Source organism: Stenotrophomonas maltophilia (assembly GCF_003970865.1).
In the GTDB taxonomy this organism is placed as follows: Bacteria; Pseudomonadota; Gammaproteobacteria; order Xanthomonadales; family Xanthomonadaceae; genus Stenotrophomonas; species Stenotrophomonas maltophilia_AR.
Genome location: NZ_RXLZ01000008.1, coordinates 1 through 18,373 on the forward strand (window position 1 = coordinate 1; position 18,373 = coordinate 18,373).

General features: G+C 66.5%; 16 protein-coding genes. 12 read left to right on the forward strand and 4 right to left on the reverse strand.

What is annotated here, in order from left to right; translation table 11 throughout:
- Positions 1 to 170 precede the first annotated feature (170 nt).
- Positions 171 to 863: an endonuclease III gene (nth, locus tag EKL94_RS04025; protein ID WP_032127899.1), complete on the forward strand. Its 693-nt coding sequence runs from the start codon at positions 171 to 173 to the stop codon at positions 861 to 863.
- Between the two features lie 81 nt (positions 864 to 944).
- On the opposite strand, the gene EKL94_RS04030 is transcribed toward nth, so the two are convergent.
- On the reverse strand, positions 945 to 2,177 hold the full coding sequence (locus EKL94_RS04030; RefSeq protein ID WP_054171361.1) for a porin: 1,233 nt from the start codon (positions 2,175 to 2,177) through the stop codon (positions 945 to 947).
- Positions 2,178 to 2,729: 552 nt separating this feature from the next.
- Between EKL94_RS04030 and pstS (EKL94_RS04035) the strand changes: the two genes are divergently transcribed.
- From pstS (EKL94_RS04035) to rnt, 11 genes are all read left to right on the forward strand, one after another.
- Complete coding sequence (gene pstS / locus EKL94_RS04035; protein ID WP_014646540.1) at positions 2,730 to 3,746, forward strand: phosphate ABC transporter substrate-binding protein PstS; 1,017 nt, start codon at positions 2,730 to 2,732, stop codon at positions 3,744 to 3,746.
- Positions 3,747 to 4,328: 582 nt separating this feature from the next.
- Positions 4,329 to 5,417, forward strand: coding sequence for a phosphate ABC transporter substrate-binding protein PstS (pstS, locus tag EKL94_RS04040; RefSeq protein WP_057501775.1), 1,089 nt, complete (start codon positions 4,329 to 4,331; stop codon positions 5,415 to 5,417).
- An 82-nt stretch (positions 5,418 to 5,499) separates the two neighbouring features.
- Entirely contained in the window at positions 5,500 to 6,468 is a 969-nt protein-coding gene (gene pstC / locus EKL94_RS04045) for a phosphate ABC transporter permease subunit PstC (protein ID WP_126928090.1), read from the forward strand.
- Positions 6,468 to 7,331: a phosphate ABC transporter permease PstA gene (pstA, locus tag EKL94_RS04050; protein ID WP_057498349.1), complete on the forward strand. Its 864-nt coding sequence runs from the start codon at positions 6,468 to 6,470 to the stop codon at positions 7,329 to 7,331. The genes pstC and pstA overlap by 1 nt, the downstream gene beginning before the upstream one ends.
- A 19-nt stretch (positions 7,332 to 7,350) precedes the next feature.
- Positions 7,351 to 8,181, forward strand: a complete 831-nt coding sequence (pstB, locus tag EKL94_RS04055) for a phosphate ABC transporter ATP-binding protein PstB (RefSeq protein WP_126928091.1) — start codon at positions 7,351 to 7,353, stop codon at positions 8,179 to 8,181.
- Between the two features lie 65 nt (positions 8,182 to 8,246).
- Entirely contained in the window at positions 8,247 to 8,954 is a 708-nt protein-coding gene (gene phoU / locus EKL94_RS04060; protein WP_014036547.1) for a phosphate signaling complex protein PhoU, read from the forward strand.
- A gap of 259 nt (positions 8,955 to 9,213) precedes the next feature.
- Positions 9,214 to 9,570: a hypothetical protein gene (locus EKL94_RS04065; protein WP_123958374.1), complete on the forward strand. Its 357-nt coding sequence runs from the start codon at positions 9,214 to 9,216 to the stop codon at positions 9,568 to 9,570.
- Positions 9,557 to 10,432 (forward strand): HvfB family MNIO-type RiPP peptide maturase, encoded by an 876-nt coding sequence (locus EKL94_RS04070; RefSeq protein ID WP_126928092.1) that lies wholly within the window; start codon positions 9,557 to 9,559, stop codon positions 10,430 to 10,432. Before EKL94_RS04065 ends, EKL94_RS04070 begins: the two co-directional genes overlap by 14 nt.
- A complete protein-coding gene (locus tag EKL94_RS04075; RefSeq protein WP_126928093.1) occupies positions 10,425 to 11,180 on the forward strand; it encodes an HvfC family RiPP maturation protein in 756 nt (251 codons plus the stop codon). Before EKL94_RS04070 ends, EKL94_RS04075 begins: the two co-directional genes overlap by 8 nt.
- 26 nt (positions 11,181 to 11,206) lie before the next feature.
- Positions 11,207 to 11,728, forward strand: a complete 522-nt coding sequence (locus tag EKL94_RS04080; protein WP_121503829.1) for an HvfX family Cu-binding RiPP maturation protein — start codon at positions 11,207 to 11,209, stop codon at positions 11,726 to 11,728.
- Between the two features lie 169 nt (positions 11,729 to 11,897).
- Positions 11,898 to 12,548: a ribonuclease T gene (gene rnt / locus EKL94_RS04085; protein WP_014036542.1), complete on the forward strand. Its 651-nt coding sequence runs from the start codon at positions 11,898 to 11,900 to the stop codon at positions 12,546 to 12,548.
- Between the two features lie 334 nt (positions 12,549 to 12,882).
- Here rnt and EKL94_RS04090 read toward each other — a convergent pair whose 3' ends face one another.
- From EKL94_RS04090 to EKL94_RS04100, 3 genes are all read right to left on the reverse strand, one after another.
- Positions 12,883 to 15,909 carry a ligand-binding sensor domain-containing diguanylate cyclase gene (locus EKL94_RS04090; protein ID WP_126928094.1) on the reverse strand — a complete coding sequence of 1,009 codons (3,027 nt, stop codon included), beginning with the start codon at positions 15,907 to 15,909 and terminating at the stop codon, positions 12,883 to 12,885.
- Between the two features lie 177 nt (positions 15,910 to 16,086).
- Positions 16,087 to 17,496, reverse strand: coding sequence for an ATP-binding protein (locus tag EKL94_RS04095; protein ID WP_126928095.1), 1,410 nt, complete (start codon positions 17,494 to 17,496; stop codon positions 16,087 to 16,089).
- A 6-nt stretch (positions 17,497 to 17,502) separates the two neighbouring features.
- Positions 17,503 to 18,231, reverse strand: a complete 729-nt coding sequence (locus EKL94_RS04100) for a response regulator (RefSeq protein ID WP_005408779.1) — start codon at positions 18,229 to 18,231, stop codon at positions 17,503 to 17,505.
- Positions 18,232 to 18,373 lie beyond the last annotated feature (142 nt).

The following is an 18,373-nucleotide window of genomic DNA, read 5'->3' on the forward strand; positions in this document are numbered from 1 at the left end:
CTGAATTATTGGGGGGAGTTGTATTTTTTTTTTTTTTTTTTTCAAGAACGCATGCGTCTACGGGATGGGGGTCCTGTCAGTGGCGTCGGGAATGTGGTAAAGGGACTGGGCAATGTCGGCCTCTTGCCCGCGGCCCGGGCCAAGGCCCGCGCCGCTGGCAAGGAGCAGTAATGGCCACTGCGAAGAAGACCCCGCGCGCGCCGGCGCGACGCGGTGGCAGCATGCCGCGCGCCGACGTGGTGGAAATGTTCACCCGCCTGCGTGAACTCAATCCGCACCCCAAGACCGAACTGGAGTACAGCTCGCCGTTCGAGCTGCTGGTGGCGGTCGCGCTGTCGGCGCAGGCCACCGACGTCGGCGTCAACAAGGCCACGCGCCGCTTGTTCCCGGTCGCCAATACCCCGGCGAAGATCCTCGCGCTTGGCGAGGATGGGCTGAAGCAGTACATCGCCACCATCGGCCTGTTCAACGCCAAGGCCAAGAACGTGATCGCCACCTGCGCGATCCTGCTGGAGAAGCATGGCGGTGAAGTGCCGCGTGATCGCGATGAACTGGAAGCGTTGCCGGGCGTGGGCCGCAAGACCGCCAATGTGGTGCTCAACACTGCATTTGGTGAGCCGGTGATGGCGGTGGACACGCACATCTTCCGCGTCTCCAACCGCACCGGCCTGGCGCCAGGCAAGAACGTGCGCGAAGTGGAAGACAAACTGGTGAAGGTGATTCCGGCCGAGTTCCTGCTCGACGCGCATCACTGGCTGATCCTGCACGGGCGTTATGTGTGCAAGGCGCGCAAGCCGGATTGCCCGGGCTGCGTGATCGCCGACCTGTGCCGGTTCAAGGAAAAGACCACGGCCGAGGCGTGACCGCGTTGGTGGTGTGACAAAACAAAGACGGCGGGCACAAGGCCCGCCGTCTTTGCTTGTAGGCAAGGGTACTTCAGGACATCAGAACGACAGGTCGCCCCAGACGCCGAATTCCTTGGTCTTGTCGTTCTTCTTGTCGCTGGCGTTGGCCAGGTGCGTGTACTTGTACACGGTCGACAGCTTGAGGTTCTTCATGACCGGGAACTCGACGCCGACGTTCCAGTACTTGTCGCTCAGGGTCGGGTCCAGCGTCTTGCTGACGTCAGTGTCATCGTAACGACCGAACACGTTGATGCCGCCGTCGGTGACGCGCACGCTGCCCCACACCGACCAGCCGCTGGTCTTGTCGGTGGCAACGGTCATCACGTTGTTGAGGTTCTTGGCCTGGAAGTACTCGCCACCGACGCGGAAGTCGCTGCTGGCGTAGGCCACCATCGCATTGGCGCGGGTATAGGTGTTCTCGGCGCTCTGGATGTCGGTTTCCTTGCCCAGCTTGCCGCTGTAGCCACCGACAGCAACCACGAAGTTCTCGTTCGGGGTATAGGCCGCGCGGCCTTCCACGTCCATGCCCTTGCTGCGGGTCGGGTTCTTGTAACCAGCGCCGGACACGACCGAGACCGCGTAGTTGAAGTTGTTGCCCAGGTTGCCGAAGCCATGCAGGCCCCAGTCGGACGAGTTGCCGTACTTCAGGCGGTCGGTCAGGGTGTTCTCGACATAGCGCATGCCGTAGAACTTCTCGACGTACGGAATCCACGGCATGTCGGCAGCACCGACGCGCAGGTTGAAGGCCGGGTCGAAGCTGCCCTGCACGTAGGCCTTCTTGACGAACAGTTCGGTGTTGCCGATGGCCGAGCTGTACTGGAAGTCGGTGGTCAGGTTCGCCGACCAGATGTCGTTGAACTTGTGGTCGACGGTCAGGTAGAAGCGCTTGACGTCCAGGCCGGTGCCGCTGGCGGCGGTGTCCTTGCCGTTGCTGGTCTTGTCGATGTTGGTCAGGTCGAAGAACATGCGACCGCCGATCTTGTTGTCATTGACCAGCTTGGCCAGCTTGTCGACGCTGGTCTGGGTCTTCTGTGCACCTTCCAGGGCCTGGGCCTGGGTGATGTTCACTTCGGACTGCGCATCGGACTGTGCCTGCAGCGCCTGCGAATCGTTCTGCAACTGCTGGACCTGGGCCTGCAGCGCAGCGATCTGTGCCTGCAGCTGCTGCAACTGTGCCTGGGACACGCCCGAGCTGGCGGGGGCTGCGAAGGCGTCGGCGGAAACCAGACCGAGGCTTGCAACGACCGCGGCGGCGAGCAAATGGGAACGCATTTTGGATTTCTCCAGAGGGTTGGAATGGCTTGGGCAGAACGCCACGCCGGCAGGCCGGTCAAGCGTTTTGCGAACGTTCCGTTAAAACCATGACAACCGAATGACAGATTGAGCACCAACCACAGATTTCTTCGTGCGGTCATGCGTACGACTCATTTATAGCCACATGCTTGTCGATCCCTTGCGGCATATGGCGTCACGGATCAGCGTCTCGACCCGGGCCGGCCGCCGCACAGCCCTCACCTGCATCGATGGTTTCGTGTGGATGACGCGGCATCACTGCGGAATGCCGGGCCGGGACGGCATTGACGACCACAGCGGGCAGGTCCTCAGCGACATATAGAACGTGATCGCAACCGACTTACGTCCGTCTCCGGCGCATTGGTCATCACGTTGCGCGCAGCACGCAGAACCTTCACGCCCTTGCTGTGCGGGCGCCGGGCAGCGCTGTAACGGTTGCGTCATACAACGGTCCCTGCGCTGTCATCGAACCGTTATGGAATGTGCGCCGGGCGGGTAACCCCGCATCCCAATCAACCCAGGAGCCACCCCGTGATCCACGCCTTCAAGTCGCGCGTTGCCGTTGCCGTCTTCGCAGCGTCGTCCGTGTTCGCCGCCAACGCCGCTGAAATCACCGGCGCGGGCGCCTCGTTCATCTACCCGGTGATGTCGAAGTGGTCGGCCGACTACAACGCCGCCACCAGCAACAAGGTCAACTACCAGTCGATCGGTTCCGGCGGCGGCATTGCGCAGATCAAGGCCAAGACCGTTGATTTCGGTTCCTCCGACGCCCCGCTGAAGCCGGAAGAACTGGCGGCTTCGGGCCTGGCTCAGTTCCCGTCGGTGATCGGCGGCGTGGTGCCGGTGGTCAACGTGGCCGGCATCGCCCCGGGCGCACTGAAGCTGGACGGCACCGTGCTGGCCAATATCTTCCTGGGCAAGATCAAGACCTGGAACGACCCGGCCATCGCCGCGCTGAACCCGGGCGTGACCCTGCCGAGCGCCAAGATCACCGTCGTGCACCGTTCGGATGGCTCGGGCACCACCTTCAACTTCGTCAACTACCTGTCCAAGGTCAGCCCGGAGTGGAAGAGCTCGGTTGGTGAAGGCACCTCGGTCCAGTGGCCGGCCGGCATCGGCGGCAAGGGCAACGAAGGCGTTGCTGCCTACGTGAAGCAGATCAAGGGCGGCATCGGCTACGTCGAACTGTCCTACGCGCTGCAGAACAAGCTGTCGTACACCGCGATGAAGAATGCCGCCGGCCGCTTCGTGCAGCCGAGCGACGCCTCGTTCGCCGCCGCCGCTGCCAGCGCCGACTGGGCCAGCGCCAAGGACTTCTACCTGGTGATGACCAACGCCCCGGGCGCCGAGTCCTGGCCGATCACCGCCACCAACTTCATCCTGGTGCACAAGAAGCCGAAGAACGCTGCCAACGGCAAGGCCACCCAGGAGTTCTTCCGCTGGGTCTACAAGAGCGGCGACGCCCAGGCCCGCCAGCTGGACTACGTGCCGCTGCCGGACAGCCTGGTCCGCCAGATCGAGACCTACTGGTCGCAGAACCTGAAGTAAGCGCGTTCCCCCGCAGGAACGGGATCGGCGGGTCCTCTCTCCCCCGCCGATCCCACCCCGGGCGCGAGATCCTCGAGATCTCGCGCTCTTCTTGTTTTTGGGGGGTGATCGTGAAGAGCGTTTGCGCCTTCGCTGATCCGTGGGTGAGTCGGTTGGCCAGGGCGTGCAGGACACGCCGTAAACCCCTCCTTGGGGGCTCGGCCACGGCATCCATGCCGTGGACGGTCCTGCACGCCCTGGCCCACCGCCTCTAGACAGTTCATCGCAGGCGCGGTGGGGTCATGGAAGGCAGGAGCAGGAGCAAAGCAAGAGCGCTTGTAGAGCCGAGCCTATGCTCGGCTGATTCTGGCCCGGCCTCGGGCGGAGCCGAGCGTGGGTTCGGCTTTACCTTCCCCGGCCGTCATATCGGTGCGCAGATCCGGGGTCCCCGGGGGTCTCCCGGATCGCAGCCAACCCCGTGAAACCCTTGTCAGAACGTGATCCAGGACACCTCTGTCATGGTCGTAATACGGCTGTAACAAAAACATCATTTCATAGCCGCATCCGCCGACGCCGTCGGCTCTACCCCGCTATGGAGTGACCATGAAACTGCACTCGGCCGGCCTTGCCGCCCTTTCCCTGGCCATCGCCCTGGGCCTGTCGGCCTGCGGTGGCGACAAGCAGGCAGCGCAGCAGCCGGCTGCCGACGGTGCCGCCGCTCCGGCCGCTGCCGGTGCCAAGGTGACCGCCGAAGTGTCCGGTGCCGGCGCGTCCTTCATCTTCCCGCTGGTCTCCAAGTGGTCGGCTGACTACAACGCCAGCACCGGCGCCAAGATCAACTACCAGTCGATCGGCTCGGGCGGCGGTATCGCCCAGATCAAGGCCGGCACCGTCGACTTCGGTTCCTCCGACAAGCCGCTGAGCAGCGAAGAGCTGGCCCAGGCCGGCCTGGCGCAGTTCCCGTCCGCCATCGGCGGCGTGGTGCCGGTGGTCAACATCGAAGGCCTGGAAGCCGGCAAGCTGCGCCTGAGCGGCGCCCTGCTGGCCGACATCTTCCTGGGCAAGGTCAAGACCTGGAACGACCCGGCCATCGTCGCCGCCAACCCGGGCGTGAAGCTGCCGGAAGGCAAGATCACCCTGGTCCACCGTTCGGACGGTTCGGGCACCACCTTCAACTTCTCCAACTACCTGTCCAAGGTCAGCCCGGAGTGGAAGAGCAAGGTCGGCGAAGGCACCTCGGTGCAGTGGCCGGACGGCGTCGGTGGCAAGGGCAATGAAGGCGTTGCTTCCTACGTGAAGCAGATCAAGGGCTCCATCGGCTACGTTGAACTGGCCTATGCGCTGCAGAACGGCATGCCGTACACCGCCATGCAGAACGCGGCCGGCAACTGGGTCGAGCCGAGCGCGGAAACCTTCGCCGCTGCAGCCGCCAGCGCCGACTGGGCCAGCGCCAAGGACTTCAACCTGGTCATCACCAACGCTCCGGGCGAGCAGGCATGGCCGATCACCGCCACCAACTTCATGCTGATGCAGAAGCAGCCGAAGGACGCCAAGCGCAACCAGGACACCCTGGCCTTCTTCAAGTGGGCCTTCGAGAACGGCCAGGCCCAGGCCAACGAGCTGCACTACGTGCCGCTGCCGGCCGAACTGGTCAAGCAGATCGAGGCCTACTGGGCGACCGACCTGAAGTGATGGTCACGACGGTGCCCGCCCCGCGCGGGCACCGCCTCTTCCACGCCGTGCCGCCCCGCCCCTTCCTGGCCCTGCCGTCCCCATGAATGCCATCGCCCAGCCTGTAGCCGCCCCGTCCACGCGTGATACGCGTGATGCCCGCAACGACAAACTGTTCCGATGGGTGCTGGTCGGCACCGTCATCTTCGTCCTGATCGCCCTGGCCTGCGCCGCACTGTCGATGCTGTGGGGCGGCCGTCATGCCCTGCAGATGCAGGGCCTGAGCTTCTTCTTCTCCGCCGACTGGAATCCGGTCGAAAACAAGTTCGGCGCGCTCGCCCCGATCTACGGCACCCTGGTCACCGCGCTCATCGCGATGGTCATCGCCGTGCCGGTCAGCTTCGGCATCGCCTTCTTCCTCACCGAAGTCGCGCCGCGCTGGCTGCGCGGCCCGGTCGGTACCGCCATCGAACTGCTGGCCGGCATCCCCTCGATCATCTACGGCATGTGGGGCCTGTTCGTGCTGGTGCCGGTGATGACCGAGTACGTCACCCCGTTCCTCAACGAAACGCTGGGCGAGATGCCGATCATCGGCCCGCTGTTCCAGGGCCCGCCGCTGGGTATCGGCATGCTCACCGCCGGTTTCGTGCTCGCCATCATGGTCATTCCGTTCATCTCCTCGGTGATGCGCGAGGTGTTCCTGACCGTGCCGACCCGCCTGAAGGAATCGGCTTACGCGCTGGGCTCCACAAAGTGGGAAGTGAGCTGGGACATCGTCCTGCCCTACACCCGCTCGGCGGTGATCGGCGGCATCTTCCTCGGCCTCGGCCGCGCCCTGGGCGAGACGATGGCGGTGGCCTTCGTGATCGGCAACAGCGTGCGCCTGTCGCCGTCGCTGCTGGAACCGGGCACCACCATCGCCGCGCTGATCGCCAACGATTTCGGCGAAGCCACTGAAACCTACCGCTCGGCCCTGCTGCTGCTCGGCTTCGTCCTCTTCATCGTCACCTTCGTGGTGCTGGCCATCGCCCGCCTGATGCTGATGCGTCTGTCCCGCAAGGAGGGCAACTGATGTCCACCACCGCTGATTCGCTGTACCTGCGCCGTCGCATCGGCAATGTCGTTGCGATCGCCGCCTCCTGCGCCACCGCCCTGTTCGGCCTGTTCTTCCTGGGCTGGATCCTGTTCACCCTGGCCTCCAAGGGCCTGGCCGGCATCAACTGGGATCTGTTCACCAAGATGACGCCGCCGCCGATGCAGGAAGGCGGCCTCGCCAACGCCTTCTTCGGCAGTGCCGTGATGTGTGCGCTGGCGATTGGCATCGGCACTCCGCTGGGCGTGCTGGCCGGCACCTGGCTGGCCGAGTACGGCAACGCCCGCAAGGCCGGCACCGTGGTCCGCTTCGTCAACGACATCCTGCTGTCGGCGCCGTCGATCGTGCTTGGCCTGTTCGTCTACACCCTGTACGTGATGCAGACCGGCGGCAACTTCTCGGCGTTCGCCGGTGCCCTGTCGCTGGCCTTCATCGTGCTGCCGGTGGTGGTGCGCACCACCGACGAGATGCTGCGCCTGGTGCCCTCGCAGATGCGCGAAGCAGCCCTGTCGCTGGGCATCCCGCAGTGGAAGGTGATCGTGCAGGTGCTGTACCGCAGTGCCTCGGCCGGCATCATCACCGGCATCCTGCTGGCCCTGGCCCGCATTTCCGGCGAGACCGCGCCGCTGCTGTTCACCGCCTTCGGCAACCAGTACTGGAACAACAACATCTTCCAGCCGATGGCCTCGGTGCCGGTGGTGATGAACCAGTTCGCCGGCAGCCCGTATGAATCCTGGCAGGTGCTGGCCTGGGCCGGTGCCCTGGTGCTGACTGTCTTCGTGTTGCTGGTCAGCCTTGCCGCCCGCGGCATCCTGCTGCGCAACCGTATCTCCCATGACTGACCTTTCCGTGGATAACGCCATGAATGACCTTTCCAACGCCGTGCCGATGCAGCGCATCGCCGTGCCGTCCTCGCACGAGAGCCTGCACACGCCGTCGCCGGTAAAGCTGGCTGCGCGTGGACTGGACTTCTACTACGACAAGTTCCACGCCCTGAAGGGCATCAACCTGGAGATTCCGGAAAAGCGCGTGACCGCGCTGATCGGTCCCTCCGGTTGCGGCAAGTCCACGCTGCTGCGCATCTTCAACCGCATCTACGCGCTGTACCCGAAGCTGGAAGCGCGCGGCGAAGTGCTGCTGGACGGCGAGAACATCCTGTCGCCGAAGTACCCGATGAACCGCCTGCGCAGCAAGGTCGGCATGGTCTTCCAGAAGCCGGTACCGTTCCCGATGACCATCTTCGAGAACGTGGCCTACGGCATCCGCCACCACGAGAAGCTGAGCAAGGCCGACATGGCTGACCGCGTCGAGCAGGCACTGCGCCAGGGCGCACTGTGGGACGAAGTGAAGGACAAGCTGGGGCAGAGCGCCCTGGGCCTGTCCGGTGGCCAGCAGCAGCGTCTGTGCATCGCCCGTGCCGTGGCCCTGCGCCCGTCGGTGCTGCTGCTGGACGAGCCGACCTCGGCGCTGGATCCGATCTCGACCAGCCGCATCGAGCAGCTGGTGGAAGAGCTCAAGAACGAGTACACGATCGTGATCGTCACCCACAACATGCAGCAGGCCGCGCGCGTGTCCGACTACACCGCCTTCATGTACCTGGGCGACCTGATCGAGCACGACCGCACCGAAGTGATCTTCTCGCAGCCGTCGCAGCGGCAGACCGAGGATTACATCACCGGTCGCTTCGGCTGATCGACGCTGTTCCTTCGCCACATGTTCCAGCCAGGCATGGCCTGGCTCTACCCGGATTGCAGACCATGAACCTTCCCAACGACCACATCGTCAAGAGCTACGACGAAGAGCAGCAGCGCCTGGTGGCCGAAATCGTGCGCATGGGCGAGATGGCCGTCGCTCAGCTCGAAGCGGCGATGGACGTGATCGAGAAGCGCGACGAGAACGCCGCCCATCGCATCATCGCCAACGACGAAGCGATCGATGCGCTTGAGCAGCAGATCAGCCACGACGTGATGCGCCTGGCGCTGCGTGGCCCGATGGCGCGCGACCTGCGCGAGATCCTGGCGGGCCTGCGCATCCCGGCCGACATCGAACGCATCGGCGACTATGCGGCCAACGTCGCCAAGCGTTCGATCGCGCTGGGCAAGGTGCCGCCGCTGCCGCAGATCCAGGGCCTGCGTGCGCTGGGCCGCCTGGCTGCGCAGCAGGTGCGCCGTGCCATTGCCGCCTACCGCGACAACGACGCCGATGCCGCGCTGGAACTGCGCGAGGACGATGCCCGCCTGGACGCGCAGTACACCGCGCTGTTCCGCGAGCTGCTGACCTACATGATGGAAGACCCGCGCAACATCACCCCGTGCACCCACCTGCTGTTCATGGCCAAGAACCTGGAGCGCGTGGGTGACCACGCCACCAACATCGCCGAGAACGTGTGGTTCCTGGTGCACGGCGAGCAGCCGCTGCCGCCGCGTGAAAAGCGCGACGAGACCTCCAGCACCGGCCAGCCCTGACGCTGCACTGCAACACCGGAGTTGACTCCAAGGTGGCCGCCGTCCTGGTGACAGCGGCCTTCTTTTTTTGGGGTGTTCCACCCGCGTTGTGGGCGCCGGGCTTGCCCGGTGCGAACCTTCCGGATGCTTCTGTAACAAACCTCACGAAAATTTGAGGTCTTGGCGAGGATTCGTTGAGTAGGATCGCTGCACCATCGATTCCACCGGCACCCCTGCCGGCCACCCGGGCACCCGCCCACACCACCCAGGAGCACCACCGATGAGCAGTTCCAACAAGACCCTGTCCCTGCTGACTGCTACCGCCCTGGCCGCCGGCCTGGGCATGACCGCCAGTGCCTCGGCGCTGAGCATGAGCGACCTGGCCCAAGGCTATCTGGTGGCCGGCCAGGCGGCCAAGGCCAGCACCGATGCCAAGGCAGCAGATACCAAGATGGCCGCCGACGCGACCAAGCACGCCGAAGGCAAATGTGGTGCCGACGGCAAGAGTGCCGAAGGCAAGTGCGGCGCCGACAAGGGCAAGGCCGCCGGTGCTGCGGCAGGCGCCAAGGCCACGTCCGGCGACAAGAAGTCGGCCGAGGGCAAGTGCGGCGAAGGCAAGTGCGGTGCCAAGCACTGACGTCCGCGCCAGCGCCGTCCACCTGCGGTCGCCGCTTCATGCGGCGGCCGCCGGGTTGGGGCTGCGCAGGGCGCTGCTGCGGGATCTGCGCGATGCACCGGCGGGCGACTTCGATTTCCTCGAATGTGCGCCGGAGAACTGGATCCACGTCGGCGGTCCCACTGGGGATGCACTGGCCGAACTGGCGCAGCGCCATCCGTTGAGCTGCCACGGCCTGTCGTTGTCGCTGGGCGGCAGCGCGCCACTGGATACGCAGCTGCTGGAACAGGTCGGCCAGTTCCTGGAAAAGCACCGTGTGCCGCTGTACAGCGAGCACCTGAGCTACTGCAGCGACGACGGACACCTGTACGACCTGCTGCCGATTCCGTTCACCGACGAAGCGGTGCGCCATACCGCCGCGCGCATCGCCCGCGTGCAGGACCTGCTCGGTCGTCGCATCGCGGTGGAAAACGTGTCCTACTACCTGGCACCGGAACCAGCGATGGACGAACTGGCCTTCACCAATGCCGTGCTCGCCGAGGCCGACTGCGACCTGCTGCTGGACGTCAACAACGTCTACGTCAACGCCTGCAATCATGGCTACGACGCCGACACCTTCATTGCCGGGCTGCCCGCAGAGCGCATCGTCTGCCTGCACGTCGCCGGGCACCTGGACGAGGCGCCGGACCTGAAGATCGACACCCATGGCAGCGCGGTGATCGACCCGGTCTGGGAGCTGCTGGCGCGTACCTACGCGCGCATCGGCCCACGCCCCACCCTGCTCGAGCGCGATTTCAACTTCCCACCCTACGCCGAACTGCAGGGCGAGCTGCAGACCATCCGCCGCCTGCAGGCGACGCACGCCGGGGGCGCACATGGCTGATGCTCCCGACACGCTGCGCGCGCAGCAGCACGCATTCACTGCCCATCTGCGCGATCCGCAGGGCGTGCCGCCACCGGCCGGGCTGGAACCACGCCGGGTCGCGGTATACCAACGACTGCTGTTCAACAACCTGCTCGGCCTGTTGAGCAACGGCTTCCCGGTCTGCGTGCGCCTGCTCGGCGAACCGGCCTGGAGCGGATTGGTGCGCCAATACTTCGCGACCCATCGCTGCCAGACGCCGCTGTTCACCGAACTGGCCGCCGAATTCGTGCAGTGGCTGCAGGCGCAGCCACAGCTGCCGCACCCGGCGTTGGCCGAACTTGCTCATTACGAGTGGGTGGAAACCGCGCTGTACCAGCTTCCAGCCGAGCCGCTGCCGGCGCCCGGTGACATCGACCCGCTGCGGGTGCCGCTGCAGCGCTCGCCGCTGGCATGGCCGCTGCTGTACCAGTGGCCGGTGCACCGGCTCGGTGCCGAGGACGCACCGTCACAACCGCCGCCCGAACCGACCGGCCTGCTGGTACGCCGCGAGGCCGATGGCGAGGTGCGCTTTGCCGTACTCAGCCCGCTGGCGGTGTACCTGCTGTCCAGCATCGGCGAACACCCCGGCCTCGATGGTCATGCCTACCTGCAGCAACTGGCTGCTGCGCACGGCCTGGCCGAGGACACGCTGGCCGGACCCGGTGCTGCGCTTCTGCAGCAGTTCCTGCAGGCCGGCGTGATCGGCCCGCTCGCAGTCCCCGGCTGACGCCCCCTTCCCCCGGAGAACCACCGATGAACCTCCCGACCCTGGCCGCCGCGCGCGGCCAGCTGGACCGTCTCGCCCCCTGGTTGGCCCCGCTCGGCCTGCGCCTGCTGCTGGCCTGGGAATACTTCGAATCCGGCCGCGAGAAACTGCACGGCCAGAACTGGTTCGCCGACCTGCAGGACGCCTTCCCCTTCCCGTTCGACCAGCTGCCGGCCACCCTGAACTGGCAGCTCGCCACCTGGTTCGAACTGATCGGCGCGGCCTGCCTGCTGGTTGGCTTCGGCACCCGGTTTGCCGCAGCCAGCCTGCTGGTGCTGACCGTTGTGGCCACCTATGCGGTGCATTGGCCGATGGAGTGGAACTCGCTGGCCGACCTCGCCATGGGCTATGCGATCACTGACCAGGGCTTCGGCAACTTCAAGCTGCCGGTGCTGTTCATGGCGATGCTGCTGCCGCTGATCTTCACCGGCGCCGGCAGGCTGAGCGTGGATGCATGGTTGGCGCGATGGTCTCCCTCGGCCACGCCTGCGCGGCCAGCAGTCCGGTAGATGCCGACCTTGGTCGGCGCGTCGTGTGCCAACCAAGGTTGGCACCTACCGGAATCCTGAGCATGCGGTGCGCCGGTGGGTGTCGACCTTGGTCGACACGCTCCTGCACAGGGAACCCGTGCGCCACAGGCTGGCCGGGCGCTCAGGGTCGCTCTGCTAGAATTCACGCATGACTGACCCCACCCCCGCACCTGCCGCCGCTCCCGATTCCGCAGTACCCCAGGCGCAGCGCGCGATGTCACAACGCTTCCGCGGCTTCCTGCCGGTGGTGGTGGATGTGGAAACCGGCGGCTTCGACAGCCAGCGCAATGCGCTGCTGGAAATCGCCGCCGTGCCGATCGAGATGGACGAGAACGGCCTGCTCTACCCCGGCCAGACCGCCAGCGCCCACGTGGTGCCGGCCGAAGGCCTGGAGATCGACCCGAAGTCGCTGGAAGTGACCGGCATCATCCTCGACCACCCGTTCCGGCTGGCCAAGGAAGAAAAGGCCGCACTGGATCACATCTTCACCCCGGTACGCGCGGCGATGAAGAAGTACGGCTGCCAGCGCGCGATCCTGGTCGGCCACAACGCCCATTTCGATCTCGGTTTCGTCAATGCGGCGGTGGCACGTACCGGTCACAAGCGCAATCCGTTCCATCCGTTCAGCGTGTTCGACACAGTGACCCTGGCCGGCATCGCCTACGGGCAGACCGTGCTGGCGCGTGCGGCCACCGCCGCCGGGCTGGGCTGGGATGCCAACGAGGCGCACAGCGCGGTGTATGACACCGAGCAGACCGCGCGGCTGTTCTGCACCATCGCCAACGCCTGGCCGCGGTGAAGCGGCCAACGGCGGAGCCCCTCGTGGCGTGAAGCGAATCATCAGTTGGGCCGGACGGGTGGACTGCGCAGGGGACGCTGCAAGTACGTCCATGTAAGCTCGGTCGCCGCATCCATGCGGCTCACGCCTCTGCGCAGCCCACCCGTCCGGCCACGGACACGTTGCTGGGCGCCACGGAAAGATCAGAAAAGCAGGAGCAACAGCGGGTCGCTGCGCTTGTTGGGGGCTGCCGACGACCTCTGTGGTGGGTCACTTCTTTGGTGGGTGCCGACCATTGGTCGGCACCGCCGGTTGGTACGGCACTCCAGTAGATCCACGCCATGCGTGGATGCGATCAACCGATGCTCGTGCGGTCGCGGCCGTCGCTCTTGGCGCGGTACAGCGCGCGGTCGGCACGCTGGTACAGCAGCGCCGGGGTGCGGTCGTCGGCATCCAGCTCCACCAGCCCCGCACTGAAGGTCACACGCAGGCCGTCCACACCGGCCCAGTCGGGGTGGTCATGGAACAGGCCACGCAGGCGCGCGCACAACTGTGCGGCTTCCTCCAGGCGGGTGTCGTTGAGCAGCAGCGCGAACTCTTCGCCACCGGTCCGCGCCGGCAGGTCCGAATCGCGGCTGGCGGCGGCGATCAACCGCGCCACCTGCACCAGCACGGCATCACCGATGCTGTGGCTGTGGCGGTCGTTGACGTCCTTGAAGTGGTCGATGTCCAGCACCACCAGGCACAGCGGATGACCACTGCGCTGCGAACGCGCGAAGTCGCGGGCCAGGGTTTCATCGAAGGCACGGCGGTTGGCCAGGCCGGTCAGCGCATCCTCGCGGGCCTGCCGTTCGAAGGCCTCGGCCTGGCGTGCCAGGCGCTCGGCCAGTTCGGTCTTTTCCTGGTTCAGCGCCTGCAGATGCACGGTCTTGGCCTGCAGGTCAAAGGTGGCTTCATCCACCCGCCGTGCCAGGCGCAGGTTGCTGGCCTTCAGCTGCTGCAGCAGCAGCCGGTAAAGCGCCACCAGCCCGGCCAGCAGCAACAGCCCACCCAGCACCTGCACGCTGCGCCGCTGCCACCAGAACGGCTCCACGGTGAAGCTCCATACCGCTTCCTGCTGGCCCCAGCTGCCACTCGGATGGGCAGCGGCCACGTGCAGGGTGTAGTCGCCCGGCGGCAGGCCGACGAACTCCACGCTGCGCTGCGGGCCGCGTTCGACCCACCCCGCATCCAGGCCGTCCAGCCGCGTGCGGTAGCGGATCCGGTCGGACATCAGGTAGCTCAGGCCGACATAGCTCACCGTCAAGCGGCGGCCGCCGGGAATGTAGTTGCGGTCCGGGCCTTCCCAATGCACCGGTGCGCCATCCACCTGCACGCTTTCAATCGCTGCCGGTGGTGAAAGACGCTCGCGGAAACGCTGCAGGCGTTGCGGATCGACGGTGCTGAGGCCTCCGGCGGTGACCACCCAGAACGTGCCGTCCTGGCGCAGGATCGCCGATGGCCCGGAGCTGCCGTTGGCCTGCGCGTTGGCCATGCCGTCGATCTCGTTGTAGCGCTCCACCACCACCCGCGGTGCGCGGCCATCGGCCACCGCGTTGAGGGTGGCCATGTCGGTGCGCAGCACACCGCGATTGCTGCTGATCCACACATTGCCAAGGCGATCCGGCACCAGTTGGAACACCGCATCCACCGGCATGCCCTGCTCCAGCCCCACCCGCGCCAGCGTGCCGTTCCGCCAGCGGTACAGGCCGCGGTCGCTGCTGATCCACATCGCGTCGCCCAGCTGGTGGAAGCCGAACACACTGCGGCCGCCGCCCAGCGGCGCGAGGTCGATCGATTGCACGTGGTCGCCACGCAGTACGCGGATTCCCTCGATGGTGCCGATCCACAGGTTGCCCTGATGATCGTGCTCGAGCGCGGTGATCAGGCCACTGGGCATGCCCACCATCTTTGATACCTGCACGCGGTCGCCATCGATGCGGACGACGCCCTTCTGCGTACCGGCCCAGACCACGCCCTGCGGGTCCACGCTGATCGCGCGGATGTTGCCGCCCGGCATGCCATCGGCGGCGGCATAGTTGTGCCGCAGCCGGCCGTCGCGGCCAAGACGGTAGACGCCATCGCCGAACGTTCCAACCCACAGGTCACCGTCCGGGCCCTGTGCCAGGCTGAGCACCGAAGGTGCCTTGCCGCCGCGATTGTGCAGCGGCATCGCGCGGAAGCGGCCATCGGCGGTCTGCAGGTCGAGGCCGCTGGCACTGCCGACCCACAGCTGGCGGTCGCGGTCCTCGAACACGGTGCGCACATAGTCGCCACTGAGGCCATCGCGCTCGGTGTAGCTGCTGAACAGCGTTTCGCGCAGGCGGTACAGGCCACCGTTGGCGCCGACCCAGATGCTGCCCTCGGCATCCTCGCGCAGGCTGACCACGCGTCCCCCCGGCAGGTTCAGGCCCGCCGGCAGCCGCTCCAGGCCATGTGCGGAGATCCGCAGCAGGCCCTGGTTCTCGGTGCCCAGCCACAGGTCACCGTGGCGGTCCTGCAGCATCGAGGTCAGGTGCAGCTGCCCCGGCAGGCGGTGCATCAGCACCAGCTGATCATCGTCCACCCGGTACAGGCGCTCGCCGGCGACGATCCACAGCGCGCCGTCCGGAGCGCGGTACGGCCACGACAGGCCGCTGCCGGCACCCAGTCCCCACGCCGCGGGTGCCCGCTTGAGCACGCCGTCGTTGTCGCGCAGCACCAGCCCGTCCAGCGTGCCGGCCCAGACCCGGTCCTGCGCATCGACCACCAGCTTGGTGAAGCTCATCGCCATCGGCAGATCGGCGGCCGGGGCCTGGTAGACGATGCCGGTGTCCGGCGCCAGATAGCCGATGCCCTTGCCTTCATACAGCAGCCACAGGCGGCCCTGGCTGTCCATCTGCATGGACTGGATCAGTACCTGCGGGGTATCGGCCTGGTGCTCCCAGACACGCCACTGGCCGTCGTTGCCGCGGTGGCTGACGTTGCCGCGCGAATCACTGATCCACAATCCGCCCTGGCGGTCGACGAACAGCGCGCCGATGCCGTTGTCGCGCAGCCCCGGGCGGGTGCTGCGGTCGAACACGGTGAAATCGAGGCCGTTGTATCGCACCAGGCCTTCCCAGGTGGCGAACCACAGGTGGCCTTCGGGGGTCTGCGCGATATCGCGCAGCGAGTTGTGTGGCAGGCCGTTGCGCGACGTCCATACATCGATGGCGTAGTCGCGCAGTGGCGGTGCCCCCTCCTGCGCTGCCACCGGCAGTGCGAGGGCCAGCAGCAGCCACAGCAGGCCCTGCCGCAGCCATCGACCGATACCTGATCCGCAGCGCTCCGCCCAGCGCCCGATGTCCCCCTGTCCGGCCATCAGTGCAGCGGCGGCGGCCAGGCAGGGCTGCCGGGCCTGGCAGCATGCGGGAACTGCCGGGCAGCGCGGAATGGCATGCCGGCGGGAACGGGCTGGTTCATCGGGGGGGAACTGGGAAGATGCGCAGATGATAGGCCAAACCCGGCCCACGGCGTCACCATCGGCAACCGCGAAGGCTCAGCCCGCGCGCCCCGGCGGCGTCACCTGTGCACTGGCCGGCCACTGCACCACGGCCTCCAGCCCACCTTCGGCGCGGTTGCGCAGCCACAGCCGCGCCCCATCCTTCTCGGCCAGGGCGCGGGCGATGGTCAAGCCCAGCCCGGCGCCGCCGGTTTCGCGCGAACGCGAGGTCTCCACCCGCACGAACGGGTCGAACACGGCTTCCAGCTGATCCTCGGCCAGGCCGGGGCCGTCGTCGGCCACCACTACAGTGATCGCACCGCCACTGCGCTCGACCCGTACCCGCACCCGGTAGGCATACATCACCGCGTTGTCCACCAGGTTGGAAAACAGGCGGTGCATGGCCAGCGGACGCAGCATCAACACCGCTCCGCTGCCACCTTCGAAGACGACATCACCGCCACCCTCGGCCGTGTCCTCAACGATGCTTTCCAGCAGCGAATCCAGGTCCAGTGCGGCACGCTGCTCGGCGCTCTCGGCACTGCGCGCCAGCTCCAGGCCTTCGCGCACCAATGCCTGCATCGCGGCCAGATCGCCAATCAGGCGCTCGCGCAGCACCTCGTCGCTGACGTTCTCCAGGCGCAGGCGCAGGCGGGTCAGCGGGGTCTGCAGGTCATGGGTGATCGCCGCCAGCATCTGCGTGCGCTCGGCCAGGTGCCGCTGCAGGCGGTGCTGCATGGCGTTGAAGGCTTCGGCGGCACGCTGCACTTCACGCGGGCCGCGCAGCGGCAGGGGATCGCGCTGCAGGTCATCGCCCAGGTCTTCGGCGGCGGCGGCCAGCTCCTGCAACGGGGCGCTGGCGATGCGCGCGACGATGTAGGCCAGCACCGCGATCGCCAGCACCAGCAGGGTCAGGAACCACGGGTCAACGGCGAGGATGCCGTTGTGCGCCACTGCCGGCGAATCCAGCGCCAGCTTCAGCAACGTGCCGTCGTTGAGGGTCACGTCGACCGCACGGCACTTGGGCGGGATGAACGCCGGATCACGCTCGCGCGGGCGCTTGCGATGCCCGGGCGGCGGCGGCGGCAGCAGATCCTGCAGCTTGGGAATGCAGGAGCGGAACGAAGCGAAGTGCACATGCGCGCGTGCGACCGGGCCGGGCCGGTCATCGAGCACTTCCATCAACGCGGTATCGGCCCGCCCCAGGCGCGCACCCGGTTGCAGCGCGCGGACGCTCGGCCCACCGATTTCGAGCAGGCGCTCACGCAGTTCGGGATTGCCGTCGAGCAGGTTGACGTAGCCCTGCAGGCGGTCGGCGATGCGGTTCAGGTTCTGCCGCTCGAACTCCTGCTGGCGCTTGGAGGTGGCCAGCATGGTCGCGCCGATCGCGGCCACGCTCATGCCCAGCAGCAGGATCACGAACAACCGCCCGACCATCGAGGACAGGAAATGGCGCAGGCGCTTCATCGTGGCTTATTCCAGGTTCACCGAGGAGGCCAGTACATAGCCTTCGTTGCGGACGGTCTTGATCAGTCCGTCCGGGCCACCATCGTCGCCCAGCTTGTTGCGCAGCCGGCTGACCTGCAGATCGATGGCGCGGTCCTGTGCCTCGTAGTTGCGGCCGCTGCTGAGCGCGACCAGCTGCTCGCGCGACAGCACCTTGTTGGCATGGGCGATGAACACCCGCAGCAGGCGGAACTCGGCGCCGGACAGCACCACCACGCGGTCGTCCGGGTCCACCAGGTGGCGATGTTCCAGATCGAACACCCAGCGCGAGAAGCGCGCACGGCGCACCGCCAGCGGCTCCAGGTTGGCTGGCAGCGCCTCGGTCCGGCGCAATACATTGCGGATGCGCGCCAGCAGCTCGCGCGGTTCGAACGGCTTGGCCAGGTAGTCGTCAGCGCCCATTTCCAGGCCCAGCACGCGGTCGATCGGCTCGGCACGCGCGGTCAGCATGATCACCGGCGTGTTCGAGCGCGCGCGCAGGTCGCGGCACAGGGTCAGGCCATCCTCGCGCGGCAGGTTGAGGTCGAGCACGATCAGGTCCACGTGCTCGCGGTCCAGCAACTGGCGCATGGCGGTGCCATCGGCGGCCGTGCTCACCTGGTAGCCGGCGCGGCCAAGCTGTTCGGCCAGCAGGGTGCGGATGTCGTTGTCGTCGTCGACGATCAGCAGTCGATGCATCGTGTTTTCAGTCTCCATGTCGCGATCATCCCGTGTCGGCAGCTGAACCGCATCCGGGGCAATGCGTACCAGTGTATCCACCCATGGGTGGGATACCTGTGGTTACGCGTATTCACCGACAGTGTTACATAGAGACATACCCCGAGGATTGAGCCGCCCA